Below are 20619 nucleotides of genomic sequence, written 5' to 3' on the forward strand. Positions count from 1 at the left end.
GACGCGCGAGCATGAATACCGTGACAGTACCCATCAAGACCTACGAATACGACCGGCCCCAGGCCGGCATGGCCTGTACCGCCGAGGCCTGGGCGAAAGTGCCGAGCGCGCCCGACCTGGCCGAGCGCGCCGAACTGAAGGAGCGCATCCGGCGCCTGCTGAAAGAGAAGGGCGCCGTGCTGGTGGCCCACTACTACGTGGACGCCGACCTGCAAGACCTGGCCGAGGAGACCGGCGGCTGCGTCTCGGATTCGCTGGAGATGGCGCGCTTCGGCCGCGACCATCCGGCCCACACCCTGGTGGTGGCCGGCGTGCGCTTCATGGGCGAGACCGCCAAGATCCTCAGCCCCGAGAAAACCATCCTGATGCCCGACCTCGACGCGACCTGCTCGCTCGACCTGGGCTGCCCGGCCGACGAATTCGCGGCCTTCTGCGACCAGCATCCGGACCGCACCGTCGTCGTGTACGCCAACACCAGCGCCGCCGTGAAGGCGCGCGCCGACTGGATGGTCACCTCGTCGATCGGCCTGGACATCGTGGCCGAGCTGCACGCCCAGGGCAAGAAGATCCTGTGGGCGCCCGACCGCCACCTGGGTTCCTGGATCCAGGCCAAGACCGGCGCCGACATGCTGCTGTGGCAGGGCTCGTGCCTGGTGCACGACGAGTTCAAGGGCGTCGAACTCGACCTGCTGAAAGCCGAGTACCCGCATGCCAAAGTACTGGTGCACCCGGAGTCGCCCGCCAACGTGGTGGCCCTGGCCGACGCGGTCGGCTCGACCACCCAGCTGATCACCGCGGCCCAGACCATGGACGCGACGCATTTCATCGTCGCCACCGACAACGGCATCCTGCACAAGATGCGGATGGCGGCCCCCGGCAAAACCTTCATCGAGGCGCCGACCGCCGGCAACAGCGCAACCTGCAAGAGCTGCGCGCACTGCCCGTGGATGGCGATGAACGGCCTGCGGAATGTCGCCGATGCGCTGGCGAACATGGAGTCGGGCGCGAACGAGATCCACGTCGACCCGGCCGTCGGCCTGCAGGCCAAGCGCGCCATCGACCGCATGCTCGACTTCGCCGCCGCCAGGCGCACCAAGGCGCTGCCGACCGGCAAACTGGAAAACAATGCCCCGATGTTCTCGGGGGTAGGGCCCGCATGAGCACACTGAACAACCCCCACGCCCAGTTCGACGACAAGCTGCAGGCCGCCTTCGAGCAGAACATCCTGGCCGCGCTGCTGGAAGACGTCGGCGCCGGCGACCTGACCGGCAAGCTGGTACCAAGCGATACCCAGGTGACGGCGCGCGTCATCGTGCGCGAAGCGGCCGTGCTGTGCGGCGCGCCGTGGTTCGAAGGCCTGATGCTGGCGGTCGACCAGGACACCGAGATCGACTGGCACTATGCCGAAGGCGACCTCATGCCGCCTGACTCGACGGTGTGCACGATCCGCGCCAATCCGCGCTCGCTCCTCACCGCCGAGCGCGGCGCGCTGAACTTCTTGCAGCTGCTGTCGGGCGTGGCGAGCGCCACCCGGCGCTACGTGGACGTCATCGCCGGCACCGATGCCGCGATCCTCGACACCCGCAAGACCTTGCCGGGCCTGCGCCTGGCGCAAAAATACGCGGTGCGCGTCGGCGGCGGCAAGAACCAGCGCATGGCGCTGTATGACGGCATCCTGATCAAGGAAAACCATATCGCGGCGGCCGGCGGCGTGACCGCCGCGCTGCAGGCGGCGGCCAGCCTGGATTCCGGCGCGCCGGTGCAGATCGAGGTCGAGACCATCGCCCAGCTCGAAGAGGCACTGGCCGCCGGCGCCAAGTCGGTCCTGCTCGACAATTTCGACCTGGCGCGCATGGTGGAAGCGGTCAAGGTGAATGCCGGCCGCGCGCTGCTGGAAGCGTCGGGCGGCGTCAATATGGAAACGGTGCGCGCGATCGCCGAGACCGGCGTCGACCGCATCTCGGTCGGCAGCCTGACCAAGGACGTGCGCGCGACCGATTACTCGTTGCGCATCGTCTGATCGCACTGGACCGAACAATTATTTTTACAGGATCTTCATGACGACTTCCGACAAGTTGAAACGTTCGCTCGGCTTTCGCCTGTTCTGGCTCGGCTTCGGCCTGCTGCTGGGCGTGCCCCAGCTCCTCGACGGCATCATGTATGGCATGAAGGGCGAACTGTTCTTCGGTATCGGCATGCTGCTGGTCGGCATCCGCGGCTTCCTGCGCCCGGTGGTGCTGGGCCGCGCGATGGCGCTCAAGCGCGATGACGCGGCGGCCGAATCATCGATCGGCTCGACCGGCCTGCATGGCCTGCTGTCGATTGGGATGGCGGCGAGCTTGATCGCCGGCCTGGCGATCAAGCTGGGGAATAGCTGACATCCACTATCCTATGAAGTTGTGATATTGCCCGCGGAATCGCCAAAGCAACTGAACTTTGGTACCGGAACTCTGCCGCTGAGTGCGCTATACAATTGGATCGCCAAGCCATAAACTGACTTCAAGTTCACACATCAGAAGGACCGGGCAGAGACAACGAATCTCGTTCGGCGAAGCTGTTTCTCAGGATAGCAAGTGACCGTAGCAAGCTTAATTGACCCGGACGACACGCCCGCTCTACGCAAGGAGCGTGGCGCATTCTTTACGCCCAAAAATATTACCGAATTTATAGCTAACTGGGCCATACGCGCATCGTGTGATATGGTTCTGGAGCCAGCTGCGGGTGATGCGGCGTTCCTGATCGCCGCAGTAAATCGTCTGCGCGACTTATCCGAGGATCGTAAGACGCGACCTACGGTAGACGGTGTCGAGATTCATGCTCACAGCATGGAGATTGCTCGCCAGCGAGTGCAAGACGCTGGCGGTCAGGCACGAATGTGTCACAGCGATTTTTTCGCGATCGAGCCAAGGCCAATCTATGATACTGTCATTGGCAATCCTCCGTATATCCGCTATCAGGACTTCTCCGGTGAATCCCGCGCACGATCGCGTGAGGCAGCACTCCGAGGGGGCGTGTCGTTAACCGGTCTTGCATCCAGTTGGGCAGCGTTTACAGTTCACTCTGCAATGTTCTTGAAGCAAGGCGGTCGATTAGCACTTGTTTTACCTGCAGAATTACTCTCGGTGAACTATGCAGCCCCGGTTCGTCGTTTTCTTTTCGCTCGCTTCCGAGAAGTGCAACTTGTACTCTTTGACGAACAGGTCTTTTCTGAGGCAGAGGCAGACGTTGTGCTATTGCTAGCGGACGGTTACCTAGATGGTCCAGCAGATCACGCCACAATTCGGCAGGCAAAGAATGCCGACAAGCTCGCATCCTTAGACGTCGGTCTAACTTGGAAGCCTGCGGATCCGGCGGATAAATGGACGAGCAGCCTCGTCGATCCGAGGGCTGTTAAGTCGCTAGATAAGCTTCTGAGTAAGGAACTTTTCACCGAACTAGAAACGTGGGGAGATACCACTCTCGGAATCGTCACTGGCAACAATAAATATTTTACGCTTTCGCCTCAACGAGTTAAAGAACTTGGACTAAAACCTAAAGAATTGCTGCATCTCTCTCCGCCTGGAAGCTCTCATTTACGGGGACTGACGCTTTCGAAGGCAGCGCTCTCAAAATTGGGGAAAGAGGGCCAAGCCGTCTATTTGTTTTACCCGAGCGATCCGCCCTCGCTCAATGCAGCTGCATATATCGACGATGGGCATCGCACGGGAGTTGATACAGCGTACAAGTGTCGAATCCGCAAAAGCTGGTTTCGAGTGCCGATTGTCCCGCCTGCTGATCTGCTGTTGACTTGTATGAATGCAGACACTCCGCGGCTTACTGCAAATGAGGCTGGTGCACATCACCTCAACTCAGTCCACGGAGTCTATCTTGATACGAAATACCGTGAAATTGGGCGGGATCTTTTACCTCTTGCAAGCGTCAACTCAGTGACGCTTCTACACGCGGAGATGGTGGGCCGGGCTTATGGCGGAGGAATTCTAAAAATCGAACCTAAGGAGGCAGACGTATGGGCAATGCCCTCGCCAGCTTTAATCTCGGGAAGCGCCAATTCGCTCCTTTCTGTCAAGGAAGAGGTCACCGCATTGCTGAATTACGGTAAACTGATGGAGGCTGTGACTGTCGTAGATAGGATTATTCTTACAGAATTCAGTGGCCTTTCAACGGCAACTATCAAGTGTATTCGGCAAGCCCGGCAGGACCTTGCCATGCGCCGTACTATGAGGGGGGCAAGTGGCCGCTAAACTACCAACTACAAAAGCTAAGGCTTGGGTACTATTTGACCAGATTGTCGACCACGCAGCACCGAATGGCGAACATAGTAACCCATGGTTTAAAGCGGCAGATGGCCAGCTTTTTTTTGAGCCCGACTACCAGACTCTGGAAAAACTACTTGGAGTACCTCTCTATTTGAGAGCAGAAACTCAGTCGGGTGTTCCAGCCCTTGCACTCGATGTATGGTTGAGCTATGAGTTACGGCGGGCAGGATTTGATTCGGATCAAATTTGGCCACGACCTCTACCCCCGCGAATTTTACCGGGGCCAGTAGCGGCGCTGATGAAATCCAAAGACAAAGCTGTTCGTGCGGCGGTAATGAATTACGTGAACAGCAAGCCATCAATTCCTGGTGTTACTTCGTCGAGTGCATCTATCCTTGGCAAGAACTATCTTAAACAAGTTGATGTCACCATGACAGACTGGGCTACAGGACCAGAGCTGTTAATCTCGACCAAGCGGATGGATTCGTCCTATGGAAAAAATGCCCCTAATCGTGTGGAAGAGTCTTACGGTGATGCAAAAAACCTGCGCCTGAGACATCCGTTGGCTGCCCTCGGCTTTGTATTCGGTCTCCGGTCGGATATTCTCCAAAAAGAGTATAATGTAGCCGAATGGTTATTTGATTTGCTAGCCAAACTAGGTCTCGAAGACGATGCATATCACGCAACGTGCCTTGTTTTGATGGAATATGCAGATAATGTCGCTATAGCGAACCCAGGAGAAGAAATCCCTGCTAAAGGCGTGCCGGAGCCCGGTGGAGATGCAGATCAGGAAGAAGAGGTTCCCGAACCCATACCTGATTCAACACTTGATCGTCAGATCGATCAGCTTCCTACAGTGACAGTGCTTCGGGAGCAGACTCCAGCAGTGCTCGGACCTGGTCGCTTCCTTGCTGCGATGACTTCGCGCGTTCTAGCGGCCACCCCCGTAAATATGCATCAGGAGGCCCGTCGACGACGTTCCTCTCCCACGCTCGTTTAGCTGCAACTCAAAACGTTACTGGATTTCCTTCGCTAGCCAGTTATAGCTATTTTCGGCAATCTATTGTGTGGTGAATTCAAACGCCGCTTTCGCCGGCTGCCGCGGCCGCATTCTCGCGTGCGGTAGGCAGGTGCGCCGGCACGCCGGCTTGGGATGCGATCGCGTCGATCGCGGCCAGCACCTTGCCCGGTTCGGCGTAGTGCAGCATATGGCCCACCCCGGGCGTCAGCGCCAGTTCGCTGTGGCGCAGCGCGGCGTGCAGACGCTCGGCGTTGCGGGCGCAATCGCAGACGCCGTCCTGGGTGCCGGACAGGATCTGCACCGGCACCTTCAGCCGTCCATACCGGCGCGCCAGCGACATGGCGGCCGGCACCAGCAGGCTCGCATCGGCGGCGTTTGCCCGCAGCTGGGCGGGCCGCAACACCATCCACGGCGACATGGCGCGAAAGCGCTCCGAGACCGGCAGCGGCGCGAACGCGCAGCCCGCGGCGGCCGGCCAGATCAGCCTTCCGGCCAGCGGCGCCACCGTGTAGCGCAGCGCATCGCCCACCAGCGGCAGGGCCGGCGGCGCGCCCACCATCACGTCCATCCGCAGGCTCGGGTAATAGTAGCCCGACACCAGCACCAGTCCCCGCACGAAGTCCGGCACCTGCAGTCCCATGCAGAGTGCCACCAGCGTGCCCCAGGAATGGCCGGCGACGATGGCGCTGTCCACGCCCAGTTCCTGCAGGGCGTGGTGCAGCAGGTGCGCCTGCCGGTCGGGCGTCCAGACCGTGGTGCGCGGCCGCTCGCTGTAGCCAAAGCCGGGGCGGTCGAAGGCGATCACCCGGTAATGCTCGGCGGCGGCGTCCAGCAGGCCGCTACGCTCCCAGTCGGTGGCGTCGACGCCATTGCCGTGCAAAAGCACGAGCACCGGCCCCGTTCCGCGTTCCAGGTAATGCAGGCGCACGCCGTCGACCGTGATGAAGCGGCCGGCGGGAGGATGCGCCTGCTCGGCGCGCCGGGTTTTGGCGCGCACGAACAGCCACGAGGCCAGTAGGCCAATGCCGGCCAGCGCCGCTCCGGTCGACAAACGGCGGCCGGAGTTTGCGCCGTGAAGTTGCGATTTCACATGGTCCCCCTATGGTCGATGGGGTCGGATGGCGGCGCCGGCCGGTCGGCGTCCAGCAGTCGCGCCACCTGCGGCAGGATCTGTTCGGCCGAGGCTTCGAGCTTGAGCGCCAGCATGTCGTCGGCGCGGGTGCGGCCGAGGTTGATGGCGGCGATCGGCTTGCCGGCCGCCTGCGCCAGCCGGCAAAAACGAAAACCGGAATACACCATCAGCGACGAGCCGACCACCAGCAACGCGTCGGCCGCCTCCATCTGGGCCAGGGCGCAGGCAGTGCGGCTGGGCGGCACGTTATCGCCGAAGAAGACGACGTCGGGCATCAGCACCCCGCCGCAATGGACGCAGGCGGGAATGGCGACGCCGGTGACGGCGTCGGGATCGAGCGCGGCGTCGCCGTCGGGCAGGGGCGTGGCCATCGCCTGCAGCAGGGACGGGTTGGCGAATTCGAGCTGGGTCTGCACGAAAGCGCGCGGGAAGCGCGCATGGCAGGCGAGGCAGGTCACGTGGTGGATATTGCCGTGCAATTCGAGCAGCGCGTGGCTGCCGGCCTGCTGGTGCAGGCCGTCGACGTTCTGGGTCAGGATGAAACCGAGCTTGCCGGCCGCCTCGAGGGCGGCCAGCGCCCGGTGCCCGTCATTGGGCCTGGCGCGCGCCAGCAGCGGCCAGCCGACCATGCTGCGCGCCCAGTAGCGGCGCTGGATCGCCACGTCGCGCCGGAATTCCGGCCCCTGGATCGGCAGGCGGCCGCGGCGCACGCCGTCGCGGTCGCGGTAATCGGGAATGCCGGAGGCGGTCGACAGCCCGGCGCCGGTCAGGACCAGGGTGCGCGGGCGCCTTGCCAGGAACGTGGCCAACGCCTCGACGCCGTCGTGAATGCTGAGCCCTTCCGCCATGCCGTTTCTTCCTCCGATACCGCCCCCCATGCATGGGATCGTACCATCAGCGATCGGGACGCCCACACACGATTCCGACCGTCAGGCCGCTCATCTTGCCGAGACCGCGATCCCGCCGACGATCATGCCGAACGCCACCACGTGATACAGGTGCGGCGCCTCGCCCAGGAACGCCGACGAGAACAGCGCGGTAAACAGCGGCGTCAGGTTGATGAAGAAGGCGCCCAGGCTCGGCCCGGCGCGCTGCACGCCGGCGCCCCAGCAGCGCATGGCGATGATGGCCGGGCCGATCGCCACGTACAGCAGGGCGGCGGCGAGCGGCCAGCTCCAGGCGATGTGCACGTCCCGGATCGCCCATTCGCCGCCGGCCAGCGCGCCCGACCACAGCACGCCGAACCCGACCTGGGCCAGCAGGAAGGCGGCCCAGTCCGCGCGCAGCGCCGGTACGTCCTTTTGCTGCATCAGGAGCCAGCTGTAGAAGGCCCAGGCGATGGTGGCCAGGATCATGTACACGTCGCCCGCCACCAGCCGCAGCGCCGCCAGCTCGGCCAGCGAGCCGCGGCACATCACGACCAGCACGCCGGCGATCGACAGCACCGCCCCCACGACCTGCTTGCGCTTGACCGGGACACCGAAGAACAGCCGCCCGACCAGCAGCATCCACACCGGCACGCCGGAGGCGACCAGGGTCACGTTGATCGGGGACGAGCTTTGCAGCGCCAGGTATTGCAGCGAGTTGTAGAGGCCGACGCCCAGCAGGCCGAGCATGCTGTAGCGCTTCCAGTTGGCCAGCACGCCGCTGCCGTCGCGCAGGGCGGCGCGCCCCAGCGGGAGCAGGATGGCGAGCGCGATCGACCAGCGGATCAGGTTGAGCGTCATCGGTGGCACCGCGTCGCGCACGAGACGTCCGACGATGGCGTTGCCGGCCCACAGCAGCGGCGGGACGGTCAGGAGCAGGGCGGTGGCCGGGGTCAGCCGATAGCCGGGCGTCGCCATCGGTCAGTGGCGGCGCGGCGTCAGGACGCTGGGCAGCGCCTTCGGCAGCGTGTCGGGGAAGTCGCGCGAATAATGCAGGCCGCGGCTTTCGTGGCGCGACAGCGCGCTCTTGACGATCAGGTGCGCCACCTCGACCAGGTTGCGCAGCTCGAGCAAGTCGGGCGTGATGCGGAAGTTGCGGTAGTACTCGTCGATCTCTTCCTTGAGCAGCTTGATGCGGTGCTGCGCGCGCTCGAGGCGCTTGGTGGTGCGCACGATGCCGACGTAATTCCACATGAAGCGGCGCAGCTCGTCCCAGTTGTGGGCGATGACGACTTCTTCGTCGGCATTCGTGACGCGGCTTTCGTCCCAGGCCGGCAGCGCCGGCTGCGGTGCCGGGCCGCTCGCCGCGATGTGCTCGGCGCAGGCGCGGCCCACCACCACGCATTCCAGCAGCGAATTGCTGGCCAGGCGGTTGGCGCCGTGCAGGCCCGTGCAGGCGGTCTCGCCCACCGCATACAGGCCGGGAATGTCGGTGCGCCCGGCCAGGTCGGTGACCACGCCGCCGCAGGTAAAGTGCACGGCCGGCACCACGGGAATCGGCTCGCGCGTGATGTCGATGCCCAGTTCCAGGCAGCGCGCATGAATAGTGGGGAAGTGTTCCTTCAGGAAGTCCGGGTCCTGGTGGCTGATGTCCAGGTCCATGTGGTCCAGCCCGCGCTTTTTCATCTCGAAGTCGATGGCGCGCGCGACCACGTCGCGCGGCGCCAGTTCGCCGCGCTCGTCGTGGGCCGGCATGAAGCGGGCCCCGGCAAGCTGCCCGGCTTCGCGCGGGAGCTTGAGCAATCCGCCTTCGCCGCGGATCGCCTCGGTGATCAGGAACGATTTGGCATAAGGGTGGTAGAGGCAGGTCGGGTGGAACTGGATGAACTCCATGTTCGACACCCGGCAGCCGGCGCGCCAGGCCATGGCGATGCCGTCGCCGGTGGCGGTGTCGGGATTGGTGGTGTACAGGTAGACCTTGCCGGCGCCGCCGGTGGCCAGCACCGTGTGCCCGGCCTCGAAGGTCAGCACCTGGCCGCTCGCGATGTCCTGCACATACAGGCCATGGCAGCGCGGCTGCCCGACCAGCGCCGGCGCGCCCGCATGGACGGCGTCGGCGCCCAGCTTGTCCGACGTAATGACGTCGATCGCCACGTGCTGCTCGAACAGCGCGATGTTCGGGTGCGCGCGCACCTTCTGTTCCAGGGTCGCCTGCACCGCATGGCCGGTGGCGTCGGCGGCGTGGATGATGCGGCGCTGGCTGTGGCCGCCTTCGCGGGTCAGGTGGAAACCCAGTTCGGCCGTGGCGTCGCGGGTGAACGGCACGCCCTGGTCGATCAGCCATTCGATGGCGGCGCGGCCATGCTCGACGATGTAGCGGGTGGCGCCCTCGTCGCACAGGCCGGCGCCCGCGACCAGGGTGTCGTCGATGTGCTGGTCGTGGCTGTCGCCCGAATCGAGCACGGCGGCGATCCCGCCCTGGGCCCAGCTGCTGGCGCCATCGAGCAGCGCGCGCTTCGAAATGATGGCCACCTTGCGGGTCTGCGCCAGGTGCAGCGCAACGGACAGGCCGGCCAGGCCGCTGCCGACGATCGCGACGTCAAATTTCATGGCAATGTCATATTTGTACAGAGGCATCACTATAAGCCATTTGCGGGTGGACGTCAGGCTTCCCGAAGGCCGCCACCGTACGGCTGCGCACCGAACGACGCGGCGCGGCCGTCTAGGATGGGGCTTTACCTCATCATCAAGGACCCACCATGACCGCAGACCGCCACCACGCAGCCGCGCTCGCCGACCGGATCGGCTCGCTGCGCTTCGCCATGTTCACCTTTCGCGACAGCTACGACCACCTGGTGAGCCAGCCGATGACCAAACAGGACGTCGACGCCGAAGGCGGACTCTGGTTCTTCGTGAACTCGACCACCGAGCTGTGGGACAGCATCGCGCACCAGCCCGAGGTCAACGTCAGCTTCGCCGACAACGAGAACAGCACCTATGTCTCGGTCAGCGGCCGCGCCGAGCGGGTGGTCGACCGCGCACAAGTCCAGGCCCGCTGGAATCCGATGGTCCAGGCCTGGTTCCCGGCCGGCCCGGAAGACCAGCACGCGGTGCTGGTGCGGGTCGACCCGCACGCCGCCGAATACTGGGATTCGAACGACAGCAAGATGGTGCGCCTGTTCGCCATGGCCAAGGCGGCCGTGACCGGCACCCAGCCGGACCTGGACGGGCAGCACGGCACCATCAAACTGTAATTCTTGCAATAGGGCACGTACGTGCCTTACAGTAGCGCTCCCGCATTCTGGAGCGCACATGATGACCAGCCCGCTCGAACTGGCGGCCAATGCCTTCACGGCCGCCGCCATCCTGCTGGCCGGCCGCAACAACGTCCATACCTGGTGGACCGGCATCGTCGGCTGCACGCTGTTCGGCGTGCTGTTCGCGCAGAACCGGCTCTACGCCGACGTCGTGCTGCAGGTATTTTTCGTCGGCACCGGCGTGCTGGGCTGGCGGCGCTGGGTGCGCGGCAGTGACGGGACACCGCTGCCGATCACCCACGCCGGCTGGCGCAGCCTGGCATGGATGATTCCGGCGGGAATCGCCGCCACTGCCGCCTATGGCGCCTTGCTGCATTTCCATACGAACGCCTACGCGCCATTCACCGATTCGGCGGTGCTGGTGTTCAGCGTCATCGCCCAGCTCCTCATGATGCAGCGGCGCATCGAGAGCTGGCCGGTCTGGCTGCTGGTCAATACCATCGCCGTGCCGCTGTACTTCAGCCGCGGACTGCACCTCACGGCCTTTCTCTACCTGTGCTTCTGGGTCAATGCGATCGTGTCCTGGGTCTGGTGGACCAGGCTGGCCCGGCGCCAGGCGGGCGCCGGGCCAGCGCGCACCTGATCAGGGCTGGACCGGCGGCAGGTCCCGGGCGTCCTGGTTGCCGCCCGTCTCGGGTGTTCCCAGCCCGGTTTCCCGCGGCCCCGCCTGGCCGGCGCGGGTGTCCTGGGCGCCGGGATTGGCATGGGTCATGGTCGCGTCCACGGACTCGGTGCGCGGCGCGGCGTCGAGCGTCTCGACACTGGTGGCGGCCGTGTCCGGTACGGCGCCTTCGGTACCGTCCGGCGCGTTGACGTAGGGACCGGACTGGTTGCGGGTAAGGCCCGGGCCGCCGTTGCCGCCGGTTTCGGCCTGGCTCTCGTGGCTGGGGCTCGCCCCTTGCTGGCCGCTCGTCTGGCCGCCGACGCCGACCGTCACGGTGTCGTCGTTGCCGGACGTGGTCGATGGTGGGGACTGCATCATCTGTGCCTCCTGTCGTGTGAGTGGATAACGCCATTCTGGCGCGGCGCGCCGGGCGCGGGTATCGGCGCGGGCGGCGGCGTGGTGTAGGAGAGCGGCGCATGTGTTAGCGATGAGCGTGCCTGGAGGTAACGTGCGCGCGCGCATGACGGTGGATGCTAGGGTATCTGCAATCGCAATAAGTGCATGGAGACCCGCATGGAACACCCCGAATATGCAAGCTGCATCGCTGCCTGCAATGCCTGCGCCGACGCCTGCGACCGCTGCGCCGCCGCCTGCCTGGGCGAGGACGACGTCCGCATGATGGCGCGCTGCATCGCCCTCGACATCGATTGCGCCCAGTTGTGCCGCCTGGCCGCGGCGGTCATGGCGCGCGGTGGCGAGATCGCCGCCGCGCTGTGTGGCGTCTGCGCCGAGGCCTGCGACCGCTGCGCCGCGGAATGCGGCAGCCACCCGATGGACCATTGCCAGGCCTGCGCGGCCGCCTGCCGCGCGTGCGCCGATGCATGCCGGCGCATGGTCGCCGCCGCATGACCGCCGCCGCATGATGCGGCTTTGCGCGATATCGCTTCCTGAGGCGGGAGACGTGGTGCTATACTGTATATCTATACAGTCATTTATCGCGCCACCATGCCTGCCTTCCTGCCGATCGACCTCGACCCACTGCCCGCGGAACATCCGGACCGGGCGGCGGCGAGTCGCCCGGAGTCCGGGATCTTCGCCGGCGTGCACGACGAGCCGGTCACCTCGGCCCGCAACGACGCCGAACTGGCGCGCGAATACATCTCGCATGGCGAGCTCAGTCCCAAGTCGATCGCCAACCTGCAGAAAGAGCTGTACCGCTTCCTGACCTGGTGCCGCGAAGAAGCGCACAAGACTTTCCAGCAGCTGAACGTGGCCGACCTGAACGCCTACAAGGAATTCATCCGCAACCCGCCGCCCGAGTGGGTGTGCGCCACCAAGTGGCCGCGCAACGACCCGCGCTATCGCCCGTTCTCGGGCCCGCTGTCCGATACCAGCCGGCGCCAGTCGATGATCGCCATCAAGGGCTTGCTCGCATTCGCCGAGCATACCGGCTATCTGCGCCGCAACCCGGCGCGCCTGGTGCGCAATGTGCGAGCGCCCCATGCCGGCCGCATCACGCGCTACCTGACGCCGGCCGCGCTGGCCTATGCGCTGGCCGCGGCCGAGGCGCGCGACGCCGATTCCGAGGCCGCGGCGCGCCAGCGCGCCCGCGACCGCTTCCTGTTGATCGCCTTCGCCCAGACCGGCGCGCGCCTCAATGAAATCGTCGGCGCGCGCATGGGCGCGATCTACAGCGAGGGCGACGGCCGCTGGTGGCTGGACGTCCTGGGCAAAGGCAACAAGCCGCGCCGGCTGCCGGTGCCGCCGGCCACGCTGGCGGCCTTCCGCGACTACCGGCGCGCCTTCGGCCTGCTGGAACAGACCAGCCGCGGCGACCACATGCCGCTGGTGCTGTCGAGCCGCACGCGCGACCACGTGCGCGTGACCGACGAGGCGGCGTCCGAGGCGCTCAAGGCGATCTTCCAGCTGGCCGCCAGCGCGGCGGCGGCCCGGGGCGACGGCGACAGCGCGGCCATGCTGCGCCAGGCGTCGCCGCACTGGCTACGCCACAGCATGCTCACCAACCACGCCAACAGCGGGGTGCAGCTCAAGACCCTGCAAGATACCGCGGGCCACGCCAATATCGCCACCACCGCCGGCTACCTGCACAAGACCGACAAGGAGCGCCACGACGAGATCCTCGGCGCGGATGGCAAGGGCCTCCTGTAGCTGCTATACCGGGATCGACGAGGTGCCGCCGTCCGAGCTGCCGTAATTCTGCAACTCGTCGAGTGACAGACGGCGATCGTTCAGCGCCGTGACGATCGACCCCAGCTGTTCATCGTCGGGCTGGATGTAGATGATGCGTTGCTCGAGCAGGTTGTCCCAGTAGGGCGTGTAAGGCACGGCGGTTTCGGTCATCACTTGCGCCTTGAAGCTGCCATCCTGCAGCTCGCCGACCAGGGTGATGCGCGCGGTATCGGGGACGGTATTCTGGACCGTGATGTTCATGCTCTTCCTTTGAATGATCAGTTCGCGTGAGCCCATTGTCACGCAGCCAGGGATCGCGTGCAAACCGCGCGCTGCCTGCCGTGCGCACCCCTGGGTCTGGCAGGGGCGAACGGTCGATGCAATCGCATGCCATCGACATGATTATCCGCTTCATCGGAGCCGCTTGGGCAAGTACTCGACCAGATATCGGCGGTTGCCAGAACCACCGACACGCCCGGCCTGCTTGCGGGCGCACGCGCGCAGGCCTAGAGTAGGGGCCGATCCGGCCCGCCCCGCGGCCGGAGCCGACCGAGGTCATGCACATGGGCCTGTCGTTTCCCGCGCGCCGCGCGCCGACCATCCGCCAATGGCTGGCCTTGCTGCTGGCCGCCTTCATCGTGCCGACCACGATCGCGGTGGTTGCGCTGTTCTTGCATTCCTACGGGCGCGAGCGGGCCGGGATGGAACGCGCCTACCAGGACGTGTCGCGGGCGTTGATGCAGGCCATCGACCGCGAACTGAGCAGCGCGCAGGCCGCCCTCGAGGCGCTGGCCACCTCGCCCAGCCTGGATGCCCACGACCTGCGCGCCTTCCGTGTCCAGGCCATCGAGGTGCTGCACGCCCGTCCCGGCAACGTGCTGGTGGCCGTCGATCCCGGCCTGCAGCAGGTGATCAATACCGGCCTGCCGTTCGGCACGCCGCTGCCGCGGCACGGCAACGTGGGCCAGCTCTGGCAGGTGGTCCAGACTGGCCGGGCGCAGGTTTCCGACCTGTACGTGGGGCCGACCGTCCACCGCCTGCTGACCAGCGTCGACGTGCCGGTGGTGCGGGGCGGCCAGGTGCGCTACGTGCTGTCAATGCAGTACTTCGGCGAACGCCTGGGCGCCATCCTGGAGCGCCACCGGGCGCTGCCGGGGTCCACCGTGACGATCTACGACGGCCAGGCGCGCATCGTGTGGAGCAGCCGGGCCCGCCACGCCGAGGTCGGCCAGCGCGCCAGTCCCGCCCTGGCGGCCGGATTCGCGCTGGGGCGGGAAGGCACGGTCGAAGAGACCGGGCCGCATGACGCCGGCGTGGTGACCGTGTTCAGCCACTCGTCGCTATCGGGCTGGACGTTGGCGATCGCCCTCCAGCGCAGCGTGCTCAACGCCAACCTGTGGCGCACGCTGGAATGGTTCGTGGCAGCTGGCTGCGGCTTGCTGGCGCTGGGCGCCGTCCTGGTGGCGCTGATCGGCAAACGCATCGAGACCGCGCTGCGTGGGCTGGTCCGTCCCGCCATCGCGCTCGGCCATGGCGAACAGGTGGTGCTGCCGCCGTTGCCGCTGGACGAGGCGCAGGACGTCGGCCATGCCCTGGTCCAGACCGCGGCGCTGCTGCGCGAACGCACCGTCCAGCGCGACGAGGCCGAGCGCGCCGAACGGGTCCTGCGCGAAGCCAAGCGCGCGGTCGAGCGCAGCGAGGCCTTCCTGCTCGGGATCTTCGAAGAGACGCCGGACGGCATTCTCCTGGTCGACCCCGGCGGCCGGGTGACGCGCGCCAACGTCCAGGCCGAGCGCATGTTCGGCTACCCGAGCGGCGCGCTGCAAGGGCTGGCGCTGGACGTGCTGCTGGTGGGCAGCGGGGGGGCGCCGGTCCCGGTCTACGAGCGCATGCGCGCCGCCCCGGCCAGGAACGGCATGGCGGGCACCACCCACCTGCGCGGCCGGCGCCGGGACGGCGTGGCTTTCCCGGCCGACGCCATGGCCAACCCGCTGCCCGAGCGCGCGCTCCTGATCGTGACCGTGCGCGACGTCAGCGCCGGCTGGGCGCAGGAGGAAGCGCTGCGCCAGGCGCTGGAAGACAAGAACACCCTGCTCAAGGAACTGTACCACCGGGTCAAGAACAACCTGCAGCTCATCATCAGCCTGTTCAACCTGCAGGCACGCACCCTCAAGGGCGGGCGCGCCAAGCGGGCCCTGGTCGAGGCCGCCAACCGGGTGCGGGCCATGGCGCTGGTGCACGAGCGCCTGTACCAGGCGCGCACCCTGGGCACCATCTGCCTCGCCGCCTACGTGCGCGTGCTGTGTGACGAGCTGGCCAGCGCCTACGGAGCCGGCCGGCGCGGTATCTCCCTGGAGCTCGAGGTGGCGCCGGTCGAGGTCGGCCTGGACCTCGCGGTGCCGCTGGGCCTGCTGCTCAACGAGCTCGTCTCGAACAGCCTCAAGCACGCGTTCCCGGCCGGCCGGCGCGGCACCATCCGGGTGACGCTGGCGCCGGAGCCCGGGGAAGGCGCCGCCGCCGGCGAACAGCGGCTGCAGCTGACGGTCCACGACGACGGCATCGGCCTGCCGCCCGAGACCGATCGAACTTCGCCCCGGACGCTGGGTCTAAGGTTAGTCGCTGCCCTGAGCGAGCAATTGCACGCAAAGCTCGTGTTCGAGAACCGCAACGGCGCCTGCGTCAGGCTCATCTTCCATGTGCCGGTCGATGGCGATGGCAGGCGCGGCGCCGGCCACCCGGCGGCTGCCTCGTCCCGGCACGCGCCGGCCACCGAGCTGGCGGCGCGAGAGTGAGCTCCCGAGAATAAGCTCCAATTAACCAGTATCCATTAACGAGTTCCATCAACCAGCTCCCATCGACCCAGGAACCGCTATGCTGCAACCCCTTCCCGGCGCCGGGCAGGACGCACCGACCCTGCTGGTGGTCGAGGACGAAGCCGTGGTCGCCATGGACATCGCCGGCCAGTTGCGCGACATGGGGTACCGGGTCTGCGGCTGCGTCGACAACGGCCGCGACGCCATCGCGCGCGCGCGCGCCGACCGGCCCGACCTGGTGCTGATGGACGTGGTGCTCCGGGGCGACATGGATGGCATCGCGGCGGCCGCCACCATCAGCGCCGAGCTGCAGATCCCGGTCCTGTTCCTGACCGCCTACAGCGACGACCAGACCGTCGACCGCGCCGCCGCCGCCATGCCCTATGGTTACCTGACCAAGCCGTTCCAGGGGCGCGAGCTGCGCGCCGGGATCGCGGTCGCGCTGCGAAAGGCCGCGGTCGAGCGCGCGCTGCGCGACAATGAGCGCTGGCTCACTGCGGTGCTGCACGGGGTGTGCGACGCCGTGATCGCCACCGATGCCGACGGCCTGGTCGGCCTGGTCAACCCGGCCGCCCAAAGCTTGCTGGGCATGGAGGTCTTGCGCGGACGCAGCGCCGCCGAGGTCGTGCGCCTGGAAGACGATGCCGGCGGCCCGATCGGCCTGGTGCACCACGATTGCATCGCCCGCAGCGGGACGGCGACGCTGGTGACCGGCGCCGGCCAGCGCATCCCGGTCGATTATTCCGCGGGTGCGATCTGCGACGATCACGCCCGCCCGATGGGCACGGCGATCGTGCTGCACGACGAGCGCGAACGGGTGGCGGCCGAGCTGCGCCTGGCGCGCAGCGAGCAGCGCTTTCGCAGCGCCTTCGACAATGCCCCGTTGGGGGTGGCGCTGGTCGACCGCGACAACCGCTTCGTGCGCGTCAATCGCGCCATGTGCCGCCTGCTGCGCACGCCGGCCGAGGCGCTGGTGGGCGCCGCCCAGGACGCCTTCGGCGACAGCGGCGACAATGCGATCGAACGCGAGTACCAGCAAGACCTGCTGGCCGGACGCAGCGACGCGGTCCAGTACGAGCGCAGCTACCGGCCGAAGGATGGCCGCACGGTGTGGGCCCTGGTGTCGGCCACCTTGCTGCCGGTGAACCACGAACCGCAGCACTTCCTGATCCAGGTGAACGACGTCACCGAGCGCAAGCGCGCCGAGGACGAACTGGCCCACCTGGCCCAGCACGACGCCCTGACTGGCGTGGCCAACCGCGCCATGCTGGGCGAGCAGGTCGAGCGCGAGCTCGCCGTGGCGCGCCGCCGCGGCTCCCGGCTGGCGGTGGTCTTCATCGACCTGGACTACTTCAAGCACATCAACGACACTTATGGTCACGAGACCGGCGACCTGGTGCTCAAGGAACTGGCGACCCGCCTGGCCCGCAGCGTGCGCGCGATCGACATCGTCGGGCGCCTGGGCGGGGACGAGTTCGTGGTGGTGCTGTCCGAGGTGTCCGACGCCCACGACGTGATCACGCTGACCGACAAGCTGCGGCTCGAATGCGGCCGCCCGCTGCACTTCGATGGCCACGAGGTGCGCGTGGCGGTCAGCATGGGGGTGAGCCTGTTCCCCGACGACGCCCAGGACTTCCGCACGCTACTGCGCTTCGCCGACAGCGCCCTGTACCAGGCCAAGGGCGAGGGCCGCAACAACGTCCAGTTCTACCGCCCCGAACTCACGGTGCGCATGGAGATGCGGGTGCGGCTGGGCGCCGGCTTGCGCACCGCCCTCGAGCGCAACGAGCTCGAGATATTCTATCAGCCGATCGTGACGCTCAGCGACGGCCGCCCGGCCGCCACCGAGGCGCTGCTGCGCTGGCACCATCCCGAACTGGGCCTCCTGCTGCCCGACCTGTTCCTGCCGATGCTCGAGGAATCGTCGATGGGCGAGGAGATAGGCGCCTGGACCATCGGCGAGGCCTGCCGCCAGGCCGCGCGCTGGAACGCCGGCGGCGGGCCTGGCCTGCGCATGGGGGTGAACGTGACGGCGGCCCAGTTCAAGTCCGGCCGCCTGGTGCCGGCGGTAGAGGCGGCACTGCGCGCAACCGGCCTCGCGCCGGGGCACTTGTGCATCGAGATCACCGAGCAGACCCAGCTGGCCGATACCGAACAGACCCGCGCCGTGCTGGCCGCCCTGAAAGCCCTGGGGGTGCTGGTGGCGATCGACGATTTCGGCACCGGCTACTCGTCGCTGGGCTACATCAGCCGCCTGAAGCCCGACGAACTCAAGGTTGACAAATCGCTGGTGACCGATGTCGACAGCGACGCCGAGCGCGCCGGGCTGGTGGTGGCCGCGCTGGCCATGGCGCGCAGCCTGGGACTGCTGGTGGTGGCCGAAGGGGTCGAGACCGAGGCCGAGCAGGCTTTCCTGCGCGCCCACGGCTGCGACATGGCGCAGGGCTACCTGCACGCGCGGCCTGCGCCGGCGCCCGAATTCGAGGCTTGGCTGGCCAGCGCGGCCGGGCCGGGCGCCGGCCGGCGCGACGGGACGGCGGCGGCCCGGCACTGACGCCACTCGACCCGCGCACCGGCGCTCATCAACGATCGCGGCTTGACGGCGTCGTGGGCGCCTGGAAGTGGGTGTCTGGAACTATTGCCGCTGCAGTACGAATTGCGCAAAGGCGTCCGAGTCGAGCGGGCGGCTGAACAGATTGCCCTGAACCAGATCGCACCCAATCCCTTGCAGTTCCGCGAGCTGCGACTGGCTCTCCACACCCTCGGCAATCGTTTTCATACCCAGCGAGCGGGCCAGCGCGACAATGCCCCGGATGACCGCCGACGCCTTGTCCGAATCGAGCAGCGCGTGCACGAACGACTTGTCGAGCTTGAGCATGTCGATCGGCAATCGCACCAGGTAGCCGAGATTGGAGTAGCCGGAGCCGAAATCGTCGAGCGACGTCGAGATGCCCGCTTGCCTGAGCACCGCGAGCACCGCCATCGCCTTCTCGATATCGCCGACCAGCGAGTCTTCGGTCACTTCCACGTCCAGCATGGCGGGTGAGACGCCGTGCGCGGCCGCGCTATCGAGGATCTTGTCGACGAGGCCCACGGTCAGCAGTTGTCTCGGCGACAAGTTAAAGCTGATCCGCGCGATGGGCACCTCCATCTTCTTCCACTCCTCGATTTGCCGACAGACGGCGTCGAGCAGCCATCCCACCAGGACTCCCTCGTAGGGCGACTTCAGCAACACGTCCAGGAACACCTGCGGCCCCAGCAAGCCTCGCACCGGATGACGCCAGCGAAGCAGCGCCTCGGCGCCGATCGGCGCGGCGTCGGCGATGGCGATCTTGGGCTGGAAATGCAGCTGGAACTGGTTGGCGGCAAACGCCTCGGGCAAATCCATGCGCAGAGCGAGCCGTTCCCGCATTCCACGGTCGAGCGCCTCGTCGTAGACACGTACCTGGAACCGGCCGGACGACTTCGCTGCAAGCATGGCCGTGTCGGCCTCGCTCAGCAGCGTCCCGGCGGATTCCGACGCGTCGTTGAGCAAGGCAATGCCGACGCTGGCGGACAGGGAGATCGACCTTCCGCATGTCTCGAATGGCGGCGCCAGCTCACCGAGCACGGCGTGCGCGAGCGCCTCCGCCGCGTCTTGCGTGGTGTTGCGTAACAGGAGAACGAACTTGTCGCCCCCTACGCGCGCGGCGAACACGTCAGGATCGAGCAGCGCGCGCAGCCTGCTCGCGAAGTCGCGCAGCAATCCGTCGCCGGCGACGTGACCGCAGGCGTCGTTGACCTCCTTGAAATGGTCGAGATCGATGAACAGCACCGCCAGGGTGGGGCCCTGCGTGGCGCCGGCGGAACCAGCGTCGGCGATGGCGCGTGCCAGCACTTCCATGCACTCGCGCCGGTTGTACAATCCGGTCAGATAGTCGTGCCTGGCTTCAAATTCCAGTTCCGCAGCTTGCTCGTGTTCCTGCGTTACGTCGCGAAACAGCACCGTGATGCCGTCGTCGTGGGCAAATGAGCGCGCTTCGAACCAGGCGCCGAGCGCCGGGTAATAACCGGTGTACTGACCGGGCCGTCCCGTCGCCGCCGTTTGCCGGTAGATGTGTTGGTAGCCCGAGCCGACCAGGTCCGGAAAACACTCCCAGATGTCCCGTCCAAGCAGGTTCTCCCGCTTGCGCTGCAGGTATCGCTCAGCCGTGTGGTTAAGATAGGTAAAGCGCCACGATCTGTCGATGGACATGAATCCGTCGGTCAGGCTGTCGAGCATGTCGCCCAGATGGGCCGGGGCGGGCTGCCTGGCGCCGGCCCCAGGCACGCAGGATGGCGGAAGAGCATCAGTATAACGTTCCATCGTGTACCTTCCGCGCGGGTCGGTCATGCATGCGCCGCTTCCGGACCAAGCGGCAGGAGGTCCATTCTACGCGCG

At 66.5% G+C, this 20619-nt stretch carries 18 protein-coding genes; 11 read left to right on the forward strand and 7 right to left on the reverse strand.

All coding sequences use genetic code 11. The annotated features are described in order from the left end of the window. Window positions 1–11 precede the first annotated feature (11 nt). From nadA to ACZ9AQ_RS06270, 5 genes are all read left to right on the forward strand, one after another. Entirely contained in the window at window positions 12–1160 is a 1149-nt protein-coding gene (gene nadA / locus ACZ9AQ_RS06250; protein WP_429201900.1) for a quinolinate synthase NadA, read from the forward strand. Continuing rightward, window positions 1157–2020, forward strand: coding sequence for a carboxylating nicotinate-nucleotide diphosphorylase (gene nadC / locus ACZ9AQ_RS06255; protein ID WP_429201898.1), 864 nt, complete (start codon window positions 1157–1159; stop codon window positions 2018–2020). The genes nadA and nadC overlap by 4 nt, the downstream gene beginning before the upstream one ends. 37 nt (window positions 2021–2057) lie before the next feature. Next, a complete protein-coding gene (locus tag ACZ9AQ_RS06260; protein WP_429201896.1) occupies window positions 2058–2378 on the forward strand; it encodes a hypothetical protein in 321 nt (106 codons plus the stop codon). 195 nt (window positions 2379–2573) lie between these two features. Then, window positions 2574–4241, forward strand: a complete 1668-nt coding sequence (locus ACZ9AQ_RS06265; RefSeq protein ID WP_429201895.1) for an N-6 DNA methylase — start codon at window positions 2574–2576, stop codon at window positions 4239–4241. After that, window positions 4231–5256: a hypothetical protein gene (locus ACZ9AQ_RS06270; protein ID WP_429201893.1), complete on the forward strand. Its 1026-nt coding sequence runs from the start codon at window positions 4231–4233 to the stop codon at window positions 5254–5256. Before ACZ9AQ_RS06265 ends, ACZ9AQ_RS06270 begins: the two co-directional genes overlap by 11 nt. 76 nt (window positions 5257–5332) lie before the next feature. On the opposite strand, the gene ACZ9AQ_RS06275 is transcribed toward ACZ9AQ_RS06270, so the two are convergent. The 4 genes from ACZ9AQ_RS06275 to nadB form a co-directional block, all read right to left on the reverse strand. Beyond that, window positions 5333–6367, reverse strand: a complete 1035-nt coding sequence (locus tag ACZ9AQ_RS06275; RefSeq protein WP_429201892.1) for an alpha/beta fold hydrolase — start codon at window positions 6365–6367, stop codon at window positions 5333–5335. Then, a complete protein-coding gene (locus ACZ9AQ_RS06280; protein ID WP_429201890.1) occupies window positions 6364–7257 on the reverse strand; it encodes an NAD-dependent protein deacetylase in 894 nt (297 codons plus the stop codon). Before ACZ9AQ_RS06280 ends, ACZ9AQ_RS06275 begins: the two co-directional genes overlap by 4 nt. 90 nt (window positions 7258–7347) lie before the next feature. Next, window positions 7348–8253 (reverse strand): DMT family transporter, encoded by a 906-nt coding sequence (locus tag ACZ9AQ_RS06285; RefSeq protein ID WP_429201888.1) that lies wholly within the window; start codon window positions 8251–8253, stop codon window positions 7348–7350. A 3-nt stretch (window positions 8254–8256) separates the two neighbouring features. Next, a complete protein-coding gene (gene nadB / locus ACZ9AQ_RS06290; RefSeq protein ID WP_429201886.1) occupies window positions 8257–9885 on the reverse strand; it encodes an L-aspartate oxidase in 1629 nt (542 codons plus the stop codon). Window positions 9886–10034: 149 nt separating this feature from the next. Between nadB and ACZ9AQ_RS06295 the strand changes: the two genes are divergently transcribed. Together ACZ9AQ_RS06295 and pnuC are read left to right on the forward strand one after the other, a co-directional pair. Next, window positions 10035–10529 (forward strand): pyridoxamine 5'-phosphate oxidase family protein, encoded by a 495-nt coding sequence (locus ACZ9AQ_RS06295; protein WP_429201884.1) that lies wholly within the window; start codon window positions 10035–10037, stop codon window positions 10527–10529. A 61-nt stretch (window positions 10530–10590) separates the two neighbouring features. After that, the gene (gene pnuC / locus ACZ9AQ_RS06300; protein ID WP_429202823.1) at window positions 10591–11175 is read left to right on the forward strand and encodes a nicotinamide riboside transporter PnuC; all 585 of its coding nucleotides are present in this window, start codon (window positions 10591–10593) and stop codon (window positions 11173–11175) included. Here pnuC and ACZ9AQ_RS06305 read toward each other — a convergent pair whose 3' ends face one another. Beyond that, on the reverse strand, window positions 11176–11574 hold the full coding sequence (locus tag ACZ9AQ_RS06305) for a hypothetical protein (RefSeq protein WP_429201882.1): 399 nt from the start codon (window positions 11572–11574) through the stop codon (window positions 11176–11178). It abuts the gene before it with no gap. Between the two features lie 195 nt (window positions 11575–11769). Between ACZ9AQ_RS06305 and ACZ9AQ_RS06310 the strand changes: the two genes are divergently transcribed. Together ACZ9AQ_RS06310 and ACZ9AQ_RS06315 are read left to right on the forward strand one after the other, a co-directional pair. Further along, window positions 11770–12105, forward strand: a complete 336-nt coding sequence (locus ACZ9AQ_RS06310; protein ID WP_429201881.1) for a four-helix bundle copper-binding protein — start codon at window positions 11770–11772, stop codon at window positions 12103–12105. 96 nt (window positions 12106–12201) lie between these two features. Beyond that, the gene (locus tag ACZ9AQ_RS06315) at window positions 12202–13365 is read left to right on the forward strand and encodes a tyrosine-type recombinase/integrase (RefSeq protein WP_429201879.1); all 1164 of its coding nucleotides are present in this window, start codon (window positions 12202–12204) and stop codon (window positions 13363–13365) included. Between the two features lie 3 nt (window positions 13366–13368). On the opposite strand, the gene ACZ9AQ_RS06320 is transcribed toward ACZ9AQ_RS06315, so the two are convergent. Continuing rightward, entirely contained in the window at window positions 13369–13647 is a 279-nt protein-coding gene (locus ACZ9AQ_RS06320; RefSeq protein ID WP_429201877.1) for a hypothetical protein, read from the reverse strand. A gap of 302 nt (window positions 13648–13949) precedes the next feature. Between ACZ9AQ_RS06320 and ACZ9AQ_RS06325 the strand changes: the two genes are divergently transcribed. Continuing rightward, window positions 13950–16178, forward strand: a complete 2229-nt coding sequence (locus tag ACZ9AQ_RS06325; RefSeq protein WP_429201876.1) for a sensor histidine kinase — start codon at window positions 13950–13952, stop codon at window positions 16176–16178. 79 nt (window positions 16179–16257) lie between these two features. After that, entirely contained in the window at window positions 16258–18753 is a 2496-nt protein-coding gene (locus ACZ9AQ_RS06330) for a two-component system response regulator (protein ID WP_429201874.1), read from the forward strand. 81 nt (window positions 18754–18834) lie between these two features. Here ACZ9AQ_RS06330 and ACZ9AQ_RS06335 read toward each other — a convergent pair whose 3' ends face one another. After that, window positions 18835–20544 (reverse strand): putative bifunctional diguanylate cyclase/phosphodiesterase, encoded by a 1710-nt coding sequence (locus tag ACZ9AQ_RS06335; protein ID WP_429201873.1) that lies wholly within the window; start codon window positions 20542–20544, stop codon window positions 18835–18837. Window positions 20545–20619 lie beyond the last annotated feature (75 nt).

It is taken from the genome of Massilia sp. UYP34 (genome assembly GCF_056279385.1).

Excerpts from the sequence above, each read along its gene's own strand:
- nadA (WP_429201900.1), top strand. The coding sequence starts at position 12 with ATGAATACCGTGACAGTACCCATCAAGACCTACGAATACGACCGGCCC.
- nadC (WP_429201898.1), top strand. The coding sequence starts at position 1,157 with ATGAGCACACTGAACAACCCCCACGCCCAGTTCGACGACAAGCTGCAG.
- ACZ9AQ_RS06260 (WP_429201896.1), top strand. The coding sequence starts at position 2,058 with ATGACGACTTCCGACAAGTTGAAACGTTCGCTCGGCTTTCGCCTGTTC.
- ACZ9AQ_RS06280 (WP_429201890.1), bottom strand. The coding sequence starts at position 7,257 with ATGGCGGAAGGGCTCAGCATTCACGACGGCGTCGAGGCGTTGGCCACG.
- ACZ9AQ_RS06285 (WP_429201888.1), bottom strand. The coding sequence starts at position 8,253 with ATGGCGACGCCCGGCTATCGGCTGACCCCGGCCACCGCCCTGCTCCTG.
- nadB (WP_429201886.1), bottom strand. The coding sequence starts at position 9,885 with ATGAAATTTGACGTCGCGATCGTCGGCAGCGGCCTGGCCGGCCTGTCC.
- ACZ9AQ_RS06295 (WP_429201884.1), top strand. The coding sequence starts at position 10,035 with ATGACCGCAGACCGCCACCACGCAGCCGCGCTCGCCGACCGGATCGGC.
- pnuC (WP_429202823.1), top strand. The coding sequence starts at position 10,591 with ATGACCAGCCCGCTCGAACTGGCGGCCAATGCCTTCACGGCCGCCGCC.
- ACZ9AQ_RS06305 (WP_429201882.1), bottom strand. The coding sequence starts at position 11,574 with ATGATGCAGTCCCCACCATCGACCACGTCCGGCAACGACGACACCGTG.
- ACZ9AQ_RS06310 (WP_429201881.1), top strand. The coding sequence starts at position 11,770 with ATGGAACACCCCGAATATGCAAGCTGCATCGCTGCCTGCAATGCCTGC.
- ACZ9AQ_RS06315 (WP_429201879.1), top strand. The coding sequence starts at position 12,202 with ATGCCTGCCTTCCTGCCGATCGACCTCGACCCACTGCCCGCGGAACAT.
- ACZ9AQ_RS06320 (WP_429201877.1), bottom strand. The coding sequence starts at position 13,647 with ATGAACATCACGGTCCAGAATACCGTCCCCGATACCGCGCGCATCACC.
- ACZ9AQ_RS06325 (WP_429201876.1), top strand. The coding sequence starts at position 13,950 with ATGGGCCTGTCGTTTCCCGCGCGCCGCGCGCCGACCATCCGCCAATGG.
- ACZ9AQ_RS06330 (WP_429201874.1), top strand. The coding sequence starts at position 16,258 with ATGCTGCAACCCCTTCCCGGCGCCGGGCAGGACGCACCGACCCTGCTG.
- ACZ9AQ_RS06335 (WP_429201873.1), bottom strand. The coding sequence starts at position 20,544 with ATGGAACGTTATACTGATGCTCTTCCGCCATCCTGCGTGCCTGGGGCC.